Origin of the sequence: Streptomyces amritsarensis (genome assembly GCF_001953875.1) — a bacterium.
Lineage (GTDB): Bacteria > Actinomycetota > Actinomycetes > Streptomycetales > Streptomycetaceae > Streptomyces > Streptomyces amritsarensis.
The window spans coordinates 23,384-39,109 of record NZ_MQUR01000042.1; the positions used below are offsets into that span (position 1 = coordinate 23,384).

At 73.9% G+C, this 15,726-nt stretch carries 14 protein-coding genes; 11 read left to right on the plus strand and 3 right to left on the minus strand.

Annotation, left to right across the window (positions count from 1 at the left end):
* Positions 1–27 precede the first annotated feature (27 nt).
* The 6 genes from AVW11_RS18745 (at position 28) to AVW11_RS18770 (ending at position 8,169) form a co-directional block, all read left to right on the plus strand.
* Positions 28–1,851, plus strand: coding sequence for an AMP-dependent synthetase/ligase (locus tag AVW11_RS18745; protein WP_060177749.1), 1,824 nt, complete (start codon positions 28–30; stop codon positions 1,849–1,851).
* 125 nt (positions 1,852–1,976) lie between these two features.
* Positions 1,977–3,245, plus strand: a complete 1,269-nt coding sequence (locus AVW11_RS18750; protein WP_076044827.1) for an ABC transporter substrate-binding protein — start codon at positions 1,977–1,979, stop codon at positions 3,243–3,245.
* A gap of 9 nt (positions 3,246–3,254) precedes the next feature.
* On the plus strand, positions 3,255–6,008 hold the full coding sequence (locus tag AVW11_RS18755) for an ABC transporter permease subunit (protein ID WP_076044829.1): 2,754 nt from the start codon (positions 3,255–3,257) through the stop codon (positions 6,006–6,008).
* Positions 6,005–6,775 (plus strand): ABC transporter ATP-binding protein, encoded by a 771-nt coding sequence (locus AVW11_RS18760; RefSeq protein WP_030847112.1) that lies wholly within the window; start codon positions 6,005–6,007, stop codon positions 6,773–6,775. Before AVW11_RS18755 ends, AVW11_RS18760 begins: the two co-directional genes overlap by 4 nt.
* A gap of 109 nt (positions 6,776–6,884) precedes the next feature.
* Entirely contained in the window at positions 6,885–7,733 is an 849-nt protein-coding gene (locus AVW11_RS18765; protein WP_173675285.1) for an aldo/keto reductase, read from the plus strand.
* A gap of 10 nt (positions 7,734–7,743) precedes the next feature.
* Positions 7,744–8,169 carry an RICIN domain-containing protein gene (locus AVW11_RS18770; RefSeq protein ID WP_076044831.1) on the plus strand — a complete coding sequence of 142 codons (426 nt, stop codon included), beginning with the start codon at positions 7,744–7,746 and terminating at the stop codon, positions 8,167–8,169.
* 46 nt (positions 8,170–8,215) lie between these two features.
* Here the strand turns inward: AVW11_RS18770 and AVW11_RS18775 are convergent, their stop codons facing one another.
* Together AVW11_RS18775 and AVW11_RS18780 are read right to left on the minus strand one after the other, a co-directional pair.
* Positions 8,216–8,950, minus strand: a complete 735-nt coding sequence (locus AVW11_RS18775) for a class I SAM-dependent methyltransferase (protein WP_030847102.1) — start codon at positions 8,948–8,950, stop codon at positions 8,216–8,218.
* A gap of 29 nt (positions 8,951–8,979) precedes the next feature.
* On the minus strand, positions 8,980–9,285 hold the full coding sequence (locus AVW11_RS18780; protein ID WP_030847100.1) for a 4a-hydroxytetrahydrobiopterin dehydratase: 306 nt from the start codon (positions 9,283–9,285) through the stop codon (positions 8,980–8,982).
* Between the two features lie 175 nt (positions 9,286–9,460).
* Here AVW11_RS18780 and AVW11_RS18785 point away from each other — a divergent pair, with 175 nt between their 5' ends.
* Positions 9,461–11,263, plus strand: coding sequence for a hydroxysqualene dehydroxylase (locus tag AVW11_RS18785; protein ID WP_030847097.1), 1,803 nt, complete (start codon positions 9,461–9,463; stop codon positions 11,261–11,263).
* Between the two features lie 45 nt (positions 11,264–11,308).
* Positions 11,309–12,103: a helix-turn-helix domain-containing protein gene (locus AVW11_RS18790; protein WP_076044833.1), complete on the plus strand. Its 795-nt coding sequence runs from the start codon at positions 11,309–11,311 to the stop codon at positions 12,101–12,103.
* Here AVW11_RS18790 and AVW11_RS18795 read toward each other — a convergent pair.
* Positions 12,089–12,505 carry a hypothetical protein gene (locus AVW11_RS18795; RefSeq protein ID WP_030847093.1) on the minus strand — a complete coding sequence of 139 codons (417 nt, stop codon included), beginning with the start codon at positions 12,503–12,505 and terminating at the stop codon, positions 12,089–12,091. The genes AVW11_RS18790 and AVW11_RS18795 overlap by 15 nt on opposite strands.
* Positions 12,506–12,762: 257 nt before the next feature.
* On the opposite strand from AVW11_RS18795, the gene AVW11_RS18800 reads away from it, so the two are divergent.
* From AVW11_RS18800 to AVW11_RS18810, 3 genes are read left to right on the plus strand one after another with little or no spacing between them, the layout of a single operon-like run.
* Positions 12,763–13,788, plus strand: a complete 1,026-nt coding sequence (locus AVW11_RS18800) for a hypothetical protein (RefSeq protein WP_076044835.1) — start codon at positions 12,763–12,765, stop codon at positions 13,786–13,788.
* Positions 13,785–14,150 carry a hypothetical protein gene (locus AVW11_RS18805; RefSeq protein WP_143568866.1) on the plus strand — a complete coding sequence of 122 codons (366 nt, stop codon included), beginning with the start codon at positions 13,785–13,787 and terminating at the stop codon, positions 14,148–14,150. The genes AVW11_RS18800 and AVW11_RS18805 overlap by 4 nt, the downstream gene beginning before the upstream one ends.
* 16 nt (positions 14,151–14,166) lie before the next feature.
* The gene (locus AVW11_RS18810; RefSeq protein WP_107423296.1) at positions 14,167–15,678 is read left to right on the plus strand and encodes an NAD(P)/FAD-dependent oxidoreductase; all 1,512 of its coding nucleotides are present in this window, start codon (positions 14,167–14,169) and stop codon (positions 15,676–15,678) included.
* Positions 15,679–15,726 lie beyond the last annotated feature (48 nt).

Here is a 15,726-nt window from a genome sequence, read left to right on the forward strand (position 1 = left end):
CCGCGGCGCGCGGAGAGGAGCGGGGCCTTGCGCGAGATCACCGTCCCACCCATCGTTACGGGCGCGCCCGTCGGCGGGTTGGCAGACGTCGTCTTCCAGCACGCCAGGGAGGAGCCGGACCGGGTGGTCCTCGGCCGGAAGGCCGACGGGGTGTGGCGGGACGTGACGTCGGGCGAGCTGGCGGCCGAGGTGCTGGCGCTCGCCAAGGGGCTGCTGGCCCAGGGCGTGCGCTTCGGGGACCGGGTGGCCGTCATGTCCCGCACCCGTTACGAGTTCACGCTCTTCGACTTCGCGCTGTGGGCGGTCGGCGCCCAGCCCGTCCCCGTCTACCCGACGTCCTCCACCGAGCAGGTGCACTGGATCCTCTACGACACCGACTGCACGGCCTGCGTCGTGGAGAACGAGGACCAGGCCATGACCGTGGGCTCGGTCATCGACCGGCTCCCCCACCTGAGACGGCTGTGGCAGCTGGACGCGGGGGCGGTGGACGCGATCGTCGCCGACGGCCGCTCGGTCGCCGAGGACGTCGTGCACCGCCACCGCGGCGCCGTGACGCCCGACGCGACGGCGACCGTGATCTACACGTCGGGGACCACCGGCCGCCCCAAGGGGTGCGTGCTCACGCACGCGAACTTCATGTACGAGACCGACACCCTGGTGGCCCGCTGGGAGTCGGTGTTCCAGGGCAGGCAGGGCGACCGCCCGTCGACCCTGCTGTTCCTGCCGCTGGCCCATGTCTTCGGGCGGATGGTGGAGGTGGCTGCCGTCCGGGCGCGGGTCAAGCTCGGGCACCAGCCGGTGCTGGCGGCGGCCGAGCTGATGCCCGACCTGGCGGCGTTCCGGCCGACCTTCGTGCTCGGCGTCCCCCACGTCTTCGAGAAGGTCTTCGCGGCCGCCCGCCGCAAGGCGGAGGCGGAGGGGCGCACGGGGCCCTTCGACCGTGCCGTGGAGACGGCCGTGCGGTACGCGCAGGCCCGCGAGCAGAAGGCCTTCGGCACCGGGCCGGGCCCGTCGGCGGCGCTGCGGATGGAGCACCAGCTCTTCGACAGGCTCGTCTACGGGAAGGTCCGGGAGGCGATGGGCGGGCGGGTGCGGTACGCCATGTCGGGCGGGTCGGCGATGTCGCGCCGCCTCGGGCTGTTCTTCGACGGCGCCGGGATCACGGTGTTCGAGGGGTACGGGCTGACGGAGTCCTGCGCGGCGGCGACGGCGAACCCCCCGGAGGCGACGAAGTACGGGACGGTGGGCCGGCCGATCCCGGGCAGCACGGTGCACATCGCGGACGACGGGGAGGTCTGGCTGCACGGCGGGCACATCTTCTCCGGGTACCTGGGCGACCCGCGTGCCACGGAGGCGGTGCTGCACGGCGGTTGGCTGGCGACCGGGGACCTGGGGCGGCTGGACGAGGACGGCTACCTGACCATCACGGGGCGCAAGAAGGACATCCTGGTGACGTCCAACGGCAAGAGCGTCGCCCCGGCGGCCCTGGAGGAGCGGGTGCGCTCCCATCCGCTGGTGGCGCAGTGCGTGCTGGTGGGCAACGACCGGCCGTACATCGCGGCGCTGATCACCCTGGACACCGAGGGGATAGCGCACTGGCTGTCGATGCGCGGCAGACCCCAGATGCCGGCCGCGGACCTGGTGAGCGACCCGGAGCTGACGGCGGAGGTCCGCCGGGCGGTGGTGGCCGCCAACACCCTGGTCTCGCAGGCGGAGGCGATCCGCACCTTCCGCGTGCTGGGCGAGCAGTTCACGGAGGAGCGGGGGCTGCTGACCCCCTCGCTGAAACTCAAGCGCCGGGCGATCGAGAAGGCGTACGAGAAGGAGGTCGCCGCGCTCTACCGGAGGTGAAGCACCGGCTCCGGGGCGGGAACCCCTCGATCTGACGGCCCGTCACTTCACTGCGTGCACGGATATTGACGATCCGTCAGGTCACGCACAGAATGCGGGGATTCCGACCGGAGGGGATCCCCGACATGTTGCGACCGATCCGCACCCTGGCCGCCGCCGCGGCGGCCATCGCGCTCGTCTCCGCCTGCAACTCCGCCTCCACCGGTGGCACCTCCGCGGGCGGGCCCGGCGGCGGGCCCGGCAACACGCGCGGGGTGAGCGCCGACTCGATCAAGGTCGGCGGCATCGTCTCCATGACCACCGCCAGCGGCTACAGCAAGAAGGACACCGACCTCGGCGCCAGGGCCCGCTACCTCAGAGCCAACGCCGAGGGCGGAGTCAACGGCCGCACGATCGAGTACCTGGGCGCGGAGGACGACGGCCAGGACCCCGCGAAGAACATGGCGGCCGCCCGCAAGCTCGTCCAGCAGGACAAGGTCTTCGCGGTGTCCCCCATGAGCTCCGTGACCTTCTCCGGCGCCGATTTCCTGGAGCAGGAGAAGGTGCCCACCTTCGGCTGGGGCACCCTGCCCTCCTTCTGCGGGCCCAAGTACATCTACGGCTTCAACGGCTGCCTGGTCCCCACCCCCGGCGGCACCCTGAACCAGACCTGGCCCGAGGGCATCGGCCGGATCCTCGGCGGCGCCCAGGGCAGATCGGTCGCGGTCATCGCCAACGACAGCGACGCCGGGAAGTTCGGCATCCGGACCTTCCAGCAGGGCTTCACCAGCGCCGGATTCAAGGTCTCCTACGCCAAGGCCTCCGTGCCGGGCACCGCCGTCCCCAGCGACTGGTCCGCGTACGTGAAGGAGATCCTCTCCAGCAACGACGGCAAGGCCCCCGATGCCGTGGTCTCCGTCATGCAGACCCCCAACAACATCGGCCTCTTCACCGCGCTCAAGCGCAGCGGGTACAAGGGGCTGCTCTCCGACCCCACCGACTACGACCCCGGGCTGCTGGCCCAGGACGCCACCCGGCAGGCCCTCGACGGGATCCACGTGCTGCTGCAGTTCCAGCCGTTCGAGTCGGACGACCCGAAGATGGTGCAGTTCAAGGCCGACATCAAGGCGGCCGCGGGCGGCAAGGACGTCCCCCTCAACATGCACATGATGACCGGGTACATGTCGGCCGACCTGTTCGTGTCCATCGCGCAGAAGGCCGGCAAGGACCTGACCGTCGAGTCCTTCCAGGCCGCCGCGCAGAACTTCTCCGACACCGGCACGCTCGTCGGCGACCGCGCCCTGCCCAAGGGGCAGAAGGACAGCTTCGGCTGCGGGGCGCTCGTACAGCTGAAGAACGGCGCGTACGAGGTCTCCGTCCCGTTCAAGTGCTACGAGCCCATCCCCTTCAAGTAGGGGCGCGGCATGGGGGATCTGCTCGTCTTCGTCCTGAGCGGTCTGGTCTCCGGCGCCCTGTACGCGCTGCTCGCCACCGGGCTGGTGCTCTCGTACTCGGCGTCCGGGCTGTTCAACTTCGCGCACGGGGCCACCGCCTACCTATGCGCGCTCACCTTCTACGAACTGCACTCCGGGCTGGGCTGGCCGGCGGTCCCGGCGGCGCTGCTGGTGGTGTTCGTCCTCGCGCCCGCCCTGGGCTGGGGGCTGGACCGGCTGATGTTCCGGCGGCTCGCACGGGTCGGTGAGACGGCGCAGATCGTCGCGACCATCGGGCTGCTGGTGGCGCTGCCCGCCGCCGGACTGTGGGCGGTCGAGCTGCTGGCGGACGCGGGCGCCCCGGTGAAACCCGCGGAGAACCAGTTCGGGCTGCCGGGCGTGGGGCCGAGCCCGGCGAAGTCCTGGCAGCTCACGGAGGGCGTGGGCGTCGACTCCGACCAGCTGATCACCTGGGTGGTCACCGCGCTGGTGGCGGTGGCCCTGTGGGTGCTGATGCGGCACACGCGGATCGGGCTGCTGCTGCGGGCCGCCGTCGACAACCGCTCGCTGACCGAACTGCGCGGGATCAGCGCCGACCGGCTGTCGTCGGTGGCATGGATGATCGCCTCGGCGCTGGCCGGGCTGGCGGGCGTGCTGGCGACGCCGCTGCTGGGCCTGTCCGCGCACGACTTCACGCTGTTCCTGTTCGTGTCGGCCACGGCCGCGGTCATCGGGCGGTTCGCGTCCGTGCCGCTCGCCTTCGCGGGCGGGCTGGGGCTGGGGGTCCTGCAGAACCTGGTGGCGGGCTACGCGTCCTTCGCCGAGTCCGTCACGGGCTTCCGTACGGCGGTGCCCTTCCTGATCCTGTTCGGCGGGCTGCTCGTACTGACCCGCAGGGCGCGGACGGCCGGGGTCGCAGCCGTGGACGCCCCGCCGGTGGACCACCTGGCCGGGGCGGCGTGGGGGCGGCGGTGGGGGGTGTGGGCGGCGGGTGCGGGACTGCTGTGCGTGGCGTTCTACACCGTGACGACCCCCTTCTGGAGCGGGCTGCTGGCGCAAGGGCTGGCCGTGGCCCTGGTGTTCATGTCCTTCACCGTGGTGACCGGGCTCGGGGCGATGGTGTCCCTCGCCCAGGGCACCTTCGTGACGGGGGCGGCGCTGGTGGCCGGGCTGCTCATGAGCCGGGGCTGGCCGTTCGCGGCCGCGCTGGCGGTGGGCACGTGTGCGGCGGCGCTGCTGGGGGCGCTGGTCGCGCTGCCGGCGCTGCGGCTCGGCGGCAGGTCGCTGGCGCTGGCCACGCTGGCCCTGGCGTTCCTCGCCGACCAGGTGCTGTTCCAGCTGCGGTGGCTGCGCAACGGCGATACCGGCTGGTCGATCCCGCGGCCCGTCATCGGGCCGGTGGACCTGTCCGACGACCGGGCGCTCGGGGTCGCCCTGGTGGTGCTCGTCGCGCTGGTGGCCGCCGGGCTGAGCGCGCTGCGCGGTTCCCCGTCGGGGCGCGCGATGCTCGCCGTACGGTCGGCCCCGGCCGCGGCGGCGGCCTCGGGGGTGTCGGTGCTGCGCACCAAACTGCTGCTGTTCACCCTGTCCGCCGGGCTGGCCGGGTTCGGGGGCGTGCTGTACGCGTCGTACAACACCCGGATCACGGCGACCGACTTCACGGCGATGACGGGCCTGGTGTGGCTGGCGGTCGTGGTCGCGGCGGGCGTGCGGCGGCCGCAGTACGCGGTGGTGGCCGGGCTGGTGTACGCGGTGGCCCCGCGGCTGCTGTCCGACTACGTGACGGAGTCCGCGCACCTGCCGGTGATCCTGTTCGGCCTGGCCGGACTGGCCCTGGCGAACGACCCCGACGGGTACTGCGCGGCCGTACCGGTACGGCTGGCACGGCGGCGGCGGGCACGCGCCGCGGCGGGGCCCGGGCCTTCGCCCAGCCCGGGCGGGACGCCTCCGCCGGCGTCCGGAGCGCGGGACTCCGGCGTGGAGCCCCGGGACGGGGGGCCGGGGGCGGAGCCCGCGGTTCCGGGAAGGGGCGGGGCGGGGGAGAGTCCCACGGGGCCCGCGCTCGAACTGCGCGGCGTCACGGCCGGGTACGACGGCGGGCTCGTGCTGCACGGGATCGATCTCGTCGTACGGCGCGGGGAGATCCTCGCCGTGCTCGGACCGAACGGCGCCGGGAAGAGCACCGCGTGCCGGGTGGCCGCCGGGCTCCTTCCGGCCGACGCAGGTGCGGTGTACGTGGCCGGGCGGGACGCCACGGGCGAAGGCGCCGTGCGCCGGTCGCGGGCCGGTGTGGTGCTGGCTCCCGAGGGCCGGGGGATCTTCCCGTCCCTGACCATCGAGGAGAACCTGGCCCTCCACCTGCCGGAGGCCGATGCCCGGGCCTGCGTCTACGAGCGCTTCCCCCGGCTCGCCGAACGCCGCGGGGTGAGCGCCGGCGCCCTGTCCGGAGGGGAGCAGCAGATGCTCGCCCTGGCTCCGCTGCTGCAGCGGCCGCCCGCGGTGCTGATCGCCGACGAACCCTCGCTCGGGCTGGCGCCGCGCGTCGCCCAGGAGGTGTACGCGCTGCTCACCGAACTCCGCAACGCCGGCACCGCGCTGCTCCTGGTGGAGGAGAAGGCCGCCGGGATCCTGGGCGTCGCCGACACCGTGGCCTACCTCTCCCAGGGCCGGGTCTCCTGGTGCGGCCCGCGGGACGAGGTGGAGGCCGACCGGCTCACCGAGGCGTATCTGGGGAGGGGGACATGAGCGGCTACGTGCTCCACGCGGGCGGTGTCGGCGTGCGCTTCGGCGGCGTCAGGGCGCTGAGCGGGGTGGACCTCGGGATCCGGGCGGGCGAGGTGTGCGGGCTGATCGGACCCAACGGGGCGGGGAAGACCACACTGTTCGACGTCCTGTCGGGCATCCGCCGGCCCGACCGGGGCCGGATCCTGTTGGACGGTGCGGACATCACGCGCCGCTCCCCCGTCTGGCGGGCCCGGCACGGGATGCGCCGGACGTTCCAGCGCCAGCAGCTGTTCGGGCAGCTCAGCGTGGCCGACAACGTGCTGGTGGCGCAGGAGTGGCGGGGCGGCGGGGGCGGGCCGGCCGCCGACCTGCTCGCCCTCCCGGCCCGGCGCGCCCGCGAGCGGGACCGGCGGGTGCGCGGCGAGCGGGTGCTGGCCGATTGCGGGATCGGCGCGCTGGGGACCTCGTACGCGGGAGGGCTGCCCGTCGGGCAGGGCCGGATGGTCGAGCTGGCACGCGCGGTGGCCGATCCGCCGCGGGTGCTGCTGCTGGACGAACCGGCGTCCGGCATGTCGGCGCCCGAGCGCGAACGGCTCGCCGCGGTGGTGCGGCGGCTGGCGGCGGAGGAGGGCTGCGCGGTGCTGCTGGTCGAGCACAACGTGGCCTTCGTGATGGACCTCTGCACGCGGGTCGTCGTCCTGGACCTCGGGACGGTGCTGGCCGAGGGCACGCCGGCCGAGGTGCGGGCGGACCCGCTGGTGCGGGAGGCGTACCTCGGGACCCCGTGAGGGCCAGGCCCCGATGGCGGGAATACGTCGCGCGAGGGTCGGGTTGTCGCCCCTCGTACGACGCTGAACCACCGCGCACCAACGCGCCGACGTGAGGGAACGACCCGACGTGAACCAGGTCCCGGCCATCAAGCTCAACAACGGCACGCTCATGCCCCAGCTCGGGTTCGGCGTCTGGCAGGTGCCGGACGCGGAGGCGGAGCGCGCCGTGGGGACCGCCCTGGAGGCCGGTTACCGCAGCATCGACACGGCCGCCGTCTACGGCAACGAGAAGGGCACGGGCAGGGCCGTCGCCGCTTCCGGGCTGCCGCGCGAGGAACTGTTCGTCACCACCAAGCTGTGGAACGGCCCGAAGCAGACGTGGGGCCGCGACGCGGTGCTGCGGGCGTTCGACGACTCACTCGCCAAGCTGGGTCTCGACCACGTCGACCTGTACCTGATCCACTGGCCGCGCCCGATGCGCGACGACTTCGTCGCCATCTGGAAGACCTTCGAGGAGATCGCCGCGAGCGGCCGCGCCAAGGCGGTCGGCGTGTCGAACTTCCGCCCGCAGGACCTGGACCGGATCGCCGCCGTGAGCGCCCTGGTGCCGGCCGTGAACCAGGTCGAGCTGCATCCGCTGCACCCGCAGGCCGCGCTGCGCGCCGAGCACGCCGCGCGCGGGATCGTCACCGAGGCCTGGTCCCCGCTGGGCCAGGGCAAGGAGCTCCTCACGCTGCCGGCCGTCACCGCGATCGCCGAGGCACACGGCCGCAGCGCCGCGCAGGTGGTGCTGCGCTGGCACCTCCAGCACGGGAACGTCGTGATCCCGAAGTCGGTGACGCCGGCCCGCATCCGGGAGAACCTGGACGTCTTCGGCTTCGAGCTGGACGCGGCCGAGATGGCCGCGCTGGACGCCCTGGGCGAGGGCGCCGCGGGCCGCCGGATCGGCCCGGACCCGGCCGAATTCGACGTGTGAGGGCGACCGGGTGAACCTTTCCGAAGGGATCTACCGGATCCGCAACGTGGACAGCGGGCTGGTGCTCCAGCTGGAGGGCGCCTCCCGGGTGCGGGTCGGCCCGGACGGTCCGCCCGCTCCGGCGGCCGCCCGCCGGTGGCTGATCGCGCCGGTCCACAGCGGCGGCGGGATCTTCCACGTGGTGAGCGAGGACAACGAACGGCGCCTCGACGTGGCGAACGCCTCCACCGAGAGCGGCGCCCGGGTGCAGGTGTGGCGGGCGAACGCCTTCGGCGCGCAGGAGTGGATCGTCGAGGAACACCTCGACGCTCCGGGCGTGGTGTCCTTGATCGCCTGCATCAGCGGCCTGCCGTTGGAGGCCGACGCGGAGGGCCGCGTCCGGCAGGGCGAGGACACCGACTCCCCGTCCCAGTGGTGGCGGTTGGAGCCGGCGTGAGCGCCGGCCCTCGGGCGGCCGTGAGCACCGGCCCTCGGGCGGGCCGTCACCTCCGTACGAAGCTCCGCAGGCGGTACACCGGCTCCGCGCGCGGGGTGTCCTGGTCGGGCAGCAGCTCCAGCCGGGCCGCCAGCTCGGGCGCGGTGATGCCGCGCGGGACGATGCGTGAGGCGTAGCGTCCCGCGAGCAGCGCCTCGGCGGAGCCGCGCGGGGTGCGGCCCTGGCCGTGTCCGGTGAAGCGGGCCTCGCCGCCGGGGCGCAGGCCCGCCCGGGCGGCGTGGGCCTCGACCTCCCCGGAGGCGTCCGAGGGGGTCGGGGTCAGGTGCGCGGCGAAGACGGCGTCGATGTCGCTGCCCACGTCGTGCGCGGAGTCCTTGTCCACGGTGGCGACCAGGACCCCGCCGGGCCGCAGCACCCGGGCCGCCTCGGCGAGCACCGCGGGCACCAGGCCGGGCTCCCGCAGCAGGTGCAGCAGCCACACCGCGCTCACCGCGTCCAGCGACCCCGGGCGCAGGGGCAGCCGGGCGGCGTCGGCGAGGACGACGGGGACGCCGCGGCGCCGGGCGGCGGCGGCCATGCCGTGGGAGGCGTCGGCGCCCAGGACGCGCAGTCCGGGGCGCGTGAGCCGGGCGGTGACGATGCCCGTGCCGCAGCCGAGGTCGAGGAGGGTGCCCACGTCCGCCGGGAGGAGGCTGAGGACGGCCGCCGCGGCGGCCTCGGCGCGGGGGGTGCCGCCGCGGGAGGCGTCGTAGCAGGCGGCCTCCGCGTCGTAGTCGAGCAGGGGTTGCGCGGTCGGTATGTGCGTGGTCATCAGCTCGCGCCGTGGGCAGGGGCGAGGGACTCGACGCGCTCGGCGAGGGCGAAGTCGGTGTCGGTCACCACGCCTCCGGCGTCGTGGCTGTTCACGGAGAGCCGCACGGTGTTGTAGCCGAGCGTCAGGTCGGAGTGGTGGTTCAACTCCTCCTGCACGGAGGCGATGTGGGCGACGAGGGCGCTGGCCGCGAAGTGCGTGCCCAGTCGGTAGGTACGGATGATCCGGTCGTTCTCGAAGGCCCAGCCGGGGAGTTCCCTCAGGCGGTCCTCGATCTCCTTCTGCGACAGCGGTTCACTCGGCATGCACCCGGCTCCTTTTCCCCGTGACGTGTGGTCAAGGTTCCCACAGTGCACGCCGGATCGAACCTTTCGCGCCATAGTGCGCTCGGGTACTTCTGCACCTTCCGCCTGCGGGCCGCGGCCCCTAGGCTCCTGCGCCGGACGTGCTGTTACCAGCGGTAACGAAGGGGCATTCGCCATGGCCGGCACCGGGAGTTCCAGGCGTACGTTCATCGCGGGCACGGGCGCCGCCGCCCTCTCGGCCCAGGCCGCGGCGGCCCTGGCGGCGCCGTCGGCGGCCGCCGCCACCGCCCCGGCACAGCCCGCACCGCCCCCGCCGAGCGGCCGGCGCGTCGCCGTCCTCGGCGGCGGGGTGGCCGGCCTGACCGCGGCGCACGAGCTCGCCGAGCGCGGCTACGCCGTCACCGTGTACGAGCGCCGGGCGCTCGGCGGGAAGGCCCGCAGCATGGACGTGCCGAACAGCGCCCGCGGCGGCCGCAGACCGCTGCCCGCGGAGCACGGCTTCCGCTTCATCCCGGGCATCTACCACAACCTGCCCGACACCATGCGGCGCATCCCTTTCGCGGGCAACGCGAACGGGGTGTGGGACAACCTGGTGGCCCCGCCCGAGATGATGTTCGCCCGCGCCGGGGGCCGCGAGGACCTGCGCGCCCCCATCCCCTGGCCCGGCCACTCCCCCGCCGCCCTCACGCCCGAGGAGGTACGGCGCGCCCTCTCCGGCATCCTGCAGACCATGGTCCGGCTGCCGCCGCACGAGACGGCGTACTTCGTCGACCGCGTGCTGGTCTTCCTCACCAGCTGCGACGAGCGGCGGACCGGGGTCTGGGAGAACACGCCGTGGTGGGAGTTCACCCGGGCCGCGCGGATGTCGAACGAGTACCAGCGCATCCTGGCGGTCGGGGTCACCCGCAACATCGTGGCGACCAAGGCGGAGGAGGCGTCCACCCGCACGGTCGGCACCCTCGGCGAGGCCTTCGTCTTCAACGTGCTGGGCCGCGGGGCGGACGGCCCACCGGACCGGATCCTCAACCTGCCGACCAACGAGGCCTGGATCGACCCGTGGGAGGCCCATCTGCGCTCCCTGGGAGTGGAGTTCAAGGTCGGATGGACGGTACGGGAGGTGCAGTACGGAGCCGGCCGGGTCAGCGGGGTGGCGGTCGAGGGCCCGGACGGCGCCCGGCAGACGGTGACCGCCGACCACTACGTCAGCGCGCTGCCCGTCGAGCATGCCCGGCGCACCTGGAGCGCGGGGCTGCGGGCCGCCGATCCGATGCTGGGGCGCTGCGACGGGCTGCGGACCGACTGGATGACCGGCATCCAGTTCTACCTCACCGAACGGGCGCCGCTGGTGCACGGCCACCTCAACTGCATCGACTCGCCCTGGTCGCTGACGGCGATCCAGCAGGCCGAGCACTGGCCGGCGCGGGACTTCCCCGCCGACTACGGCGACGGCGCGGCGGTCGACTGCCTGTCGGTGGACATCTCCGAGTGGGACAGGCCCGGGATCCTGTACGGGAAGACGGCCAAGCAGTGCACCCGCGACGAGGTGGCGCGCGAGGTGTGGGCGCAGCTGAAGGCCTCCCTCAACGACACCGGGAGGACCCCGCTGTCCGACGCGAAGCTGCACTCGTGGTTCCTGGATCCCGGGGTGGACGGGCTCGGCACCCCCCACCCCACCAACGAGGACGAGCTGCTGATCCACCCCGTCGGCACGCTCCACCACCGTCCGAGCGCCGCCACGCGCGTACCGAACTTCTTCCTCAGCGGGGACTACGTCGCCGTCGACATCGACCTGGCGACGATGGAGGGCGCCAACGCCTCGGCCCGCGCGGCCGTCAACAGCCTGCTGGACCGGGATGGTTCGACGGCGCCGCGGTGCACCGTCAGGCCGCTGTACCGGGCGCCGGAGATGGAGGCCGCCAAGCGGCACGACCTGTGGCGCTACCGCCTCGGCCTGCGCAACGTCTTCGATGTCGGCTGATCGCGGCCAGGTCCCCGGTCCGGCGGGCTCGGCTACCGTCGGGCCATGACCACCTCGACGCCCACGGTCGGCGCACTGCTCCGCACATGGCGGGAGCGGCGCGGCATCAGCCAGCTGGAGCTGGCGGGCCGCGCCGGCTCCTCGTCCCGGCACATCAGCTTCATCGAGACGGGTCGCTCCCGGCCGGGCGAGGAGCTGCTGCTCAGGCTCGCCGACCGCCTCGACGTGCCCGTCCGCGAGCGCAACTCCCTCCTCCTCGCCGCGGGTTACGCCCCGCGCTACGCGCAGACCGCACTGGACGACCCGTCGATGGCGACCCTGCGCGAGGGCATCGAGCGGCTGCTGACCGGATACGAGCCCTATCCGGCGCTGGTCGTGGACGCCGTGTACAACGTGGTCGCCGCCAACCGGGGCATCCTGATGCTGCTGGACGGCCTGCCGGAGCACCTGCTGACGCCGCCGCTGAACGCGATGCGGATCACCTTGCACCCCGAGGGCCTGGCGCCGAGGATCCGCAACCTCACCGAGTGGCGCGGGCACCTGCTCGCCCAGATGGAGCGCCAGATCGCCTTGGCCCGCTCCGAGCCGCTGCGCACGCTGTACGAGGAGGTGTCCTCCTATCCGGTGGCCGAACGCCCCGGCGGCGGCGAACCGGAGGAGCCCGTCCCGTACATCGCGCTGCCGCTGGTCATCGAGCACGACGGCCGCCTGCTGTCCTTCGTGTCGTCCATCGCGACCTTCAACACGCCGATGGACGTGACCGTCGCCGAGCTGGCCATCGAGACGATGCTCCCGGCCGACCCGGCGACGGTGAAGTACCTGCGCTCACTCGGCGACTGAGCGCAGGGCGAGCTGCTGGAGCACGGCGAAGCCGGCGACGGTGAGGGCCTGCGCCGGGATCCACACGGTCCCGGCGGCGGTCGGCGAGAACCACACGGCGAGGGCCACCAGGCTCAGCGCGGCCCAGGCGTAGTTGGTCTCGACGACCGCCTTCACGGCGAGCGCCGGGGGCCGGCTGCGCGAGGCCAGCAGGCCGACGGCGGCGCCGTACAGCACGAGCGCGACGCCCAGGGCCAGGAGCAGCTCCGGCCCGACCCCGAGCAGCCGCCCCAGCGGCGCGGAGAAGGCGGCGTAGGCGAGGCCGTTGCCGGTGGTGACGACGGCGTCGAGGGCGAGGAAGCGACGCAGCGCGAGCTGCGGCACGGAGGTACGGGCGAAACCGGCGAGCAGGGTCGCGGACATGGGGAGTCAGCCTCCGTCGAGGTCGAACGGCCAGGTGGGGGCCGGGTTCCGGATCCGAGTGCGCGGCCCCGGAACCCGACGCCCCCACTGTGCCGCGACCCCGCGCGGGGGTCGATTACCTCCGAGGTCATGCCAACGGTTTTTGAGATGGGCGGCAGGAAACATTGGGGGTTCCCGTGGTTCGGCCGGGGGTGGGGGGCTAGGCTTCACGCAGCCGATCCACTCGAACGTCCTGTCGACATATGGAGATTCCGCCGGTGCGAGCCACCGCACGACCCGACCTCCCCGCGATCTGGCGGCGTGTCGCGGCCCTCGCGGAGCGGTGCGGCCGGGATCCCGGCGAGGTGCTGGCGGTGGGGCGGCTGAGCCATCTGTCCGGGGTCGACCCCCGGCGCGTTCCCTGCGTGCTGGCGGGGACGGCCGCCGAAGTGCCGCTGGAGCGGCGCGTGCACCAGCGGTTCCGGCTGCTGCGCGCGACCCGGCGCGACAAGCACGGCCGGGAATGGCCGCTGGCCGCCATCGCCCACGACTTCGACGCGCCCGGTGCCTCCCTCGGTCCGCTCAACGCGGGCACCGGACTGCTGCGGCTGGGTCACGCGGCGGGCGTGCAGCGGTTCTTCGGCGTCCACGCCGGCTTCCTGCTGGCCGACAGCAAGAGCGCGGTGGAACGGGCCCTCGCCCTGTCCGCCGGCACCGTCTCGGACGGCCGGGAAGACCTGGAACACCTCTCGTACCTGACCGGTATGACCCCCCGGGCCATCCGGCAGACCCTCGACGGCCGGCCGCCCCGGCTCCCCCTGAAGGAGCAGGTGCACCAGCGGTTCGAGCACCTGCGGCGCACCCGGCCGCGGGAGGACGGCCAGGCCCATTCGCTGGCGGCCATCGCCAAGTCCTTCGACGCGTCGGGGCAGTCGCTGACCCGCCTCGTCCAGGGCCAGGGCATGCCGAACCTCGCCGCGGCCGCCGGGATCCAGCGCTTCTACGGCGTCGACGGCGGTTTCCTGCTCGCCGACGACACCGAGGCGCTCGCCACGGCGCTCGCGCTGATCGAGGGCGAACTGGAGTGCGTGGAACGGGAGCGGGAGAATCCGATGTTGGCCGTACTGCGCGCCCATGACGTGCGCAGCATCGTCACGCGGGCGGGCCGCCTGTCGCCGCAGGGCTGGAAGTCCCTGGCCGACCACCTGGACGACCTCCTCGCACGCGAGGGGCAGCTCGGGATTCCGGGCACGAAGGGCGGGGCGCCGACCGAGGGCGCCGCCGCCGAGGGAGAAACACCATGAGGACCACACGGGCCATGCGCGAGCCGGGCTCCGGCCTGCCGGCGGCCGCACGCCCGGCGGGAGGGCCAGGCCCCGGCCGGCCGGCCGGACCGCCGGCCTGCGACACCGGATTGGACGGGGTGGTCCGGCAGGCCGCCGCACGCGCCGACCAGGGGGATGCCGCCGGGATCCGGGCCGAGACCTTCGGCCCGCACCTGGGCACCGTCCTGCGCTCCTACCTGCCGTCGCCCCGGGAGCGGCAGTGCCCCGAGGCGATCGAACGCATCACGTCCTCACTCGGCTGGGGAAGCCCCGTGCCACGCCGTGACCTGCACCAGCCAGTCGCCGCATCCCTCACGCCGATGCCCTCAGCACGGCCCTGACAGAGAGCACGCCACGATGAACCAGTCCTCACCGCCCCGCCACGCCGTCGTCATAGGCGGCAGTCTGGCCGGCCTCCTCGCGGCCGCTGTCCTCGCCGAGCACGCCACGGTCACCGTCATCGACGCCGACCCGCTGCCGGAGGGGCCGGCCCCGCGCCGCGGGCTCCCGCAGGCCCGGCACACCCACCTGCTGTGGTCCGGCGGCGCCCGGGCCATCGAGCGGATCCTGCCCGGCATCACCGACGACTGGACGAAGGCCGGCGCGATCCGCCGCAGCCTGCCCACCGACCTGGTCACCAAGACCGCGCAGGGCTGGATCCCGCGCTGCGGCGAGAAGCAGTTCAACATCTCCTGCAGCCGCGACCTCCTCGACTCCGTGGTCCGCGCCCGCGTCACCGGCCTCCCGGGGGTGTCCACCCTCCAGCAGAGCCGGGTCCGGGGCCTGGAGGGCACGGCGGCCCGGGTCACCGGCGTCCGGGTCGACACCCCCGAGGAGCAGGACCGGCTGGTGACGGCCGACCTCGTGGTCGACGCCAGCGGGCGCGGATCGCGGGCCCGGACGTGGCTCCAGGCGCTCGGCGTGAGCGGCATCCGGCAGGCGGAGGTCGACTCCGGGCTCGTCTACGCGACCCGGATCTTCGAGGCTCCCGCCGGCGCGCACGAGATGGGCTTCCCCATCGTCAACGTGCAGTCCGACCCGCGGGTGCCCGTGCCCGGGCAGACCGCCACGATCGTGCCCATCGAGAACGGCCAGTGGCAGGCGACCCTGTCCGGCACCCGCGGCGGCCAGCCGACCGGCGACCCCGACGCGTTCATCCCGTTCGCCAAGGCCGTCCGCGACCCGATCGTCGGCGAGCTGCTGGAGCACCGCAAGCCCCTCACGGACGTCGCCGTCACCCAGGGCACCGCCAACCGCCGGATCTACTTCGAGAAGGCCGAGCTGCCCGACGGCTTCTTCGCCGTGGGCGACTCCGTCGCCACCTTCAACCCGCTGTACGGACAGGGCATGACCGTCGCCGCCCAGGGACTGCTGGCCGTACGCACCCTGCTGCGGGCCAGGGGCCTGGCCCATCCCGGGATCGGCCGCGAGGCGCAGCGCGTGATCGCCCCCCAGGTCGGCACCGCCTGGGAGCTCGCCACGTCGCAGGACATCCTCTATCCGGGCGCCACGGGGATGAAGCCGCGCGCCGGCACCAACGTGCTCAACGGCTACGTCAACCGCCTGATGACGGGAGCCACCACGGACGAGGCGCTCACCGCCGCCCTGTTCAACGTCCTCACGATGAGCATCGAGCCCACGCACTGGCTCCGCCCGGCGGTGGTCTGGCACGTGATGCGCGCCTCCGACCGGGGCGCGCTGAAGGCGCCGCCGCTCACCGCCGCCGAGCGGGCCGTGGCCGGGCTCGATCCGGCGCCCGGCGCAGGCGCCGGCGCCGGACATCCGGGCGGAGGCTCCGCCGGCGCTGAGCCCGCCCGTCCGGCAACCGGTCCGGTCGGCCCGGCCGACCCCGTCGGACAGGCCCGGTGAGCGGCGGGACCGCCCTGCGCCTCCTGCCCGGCCCGCTGACGGCCTGAG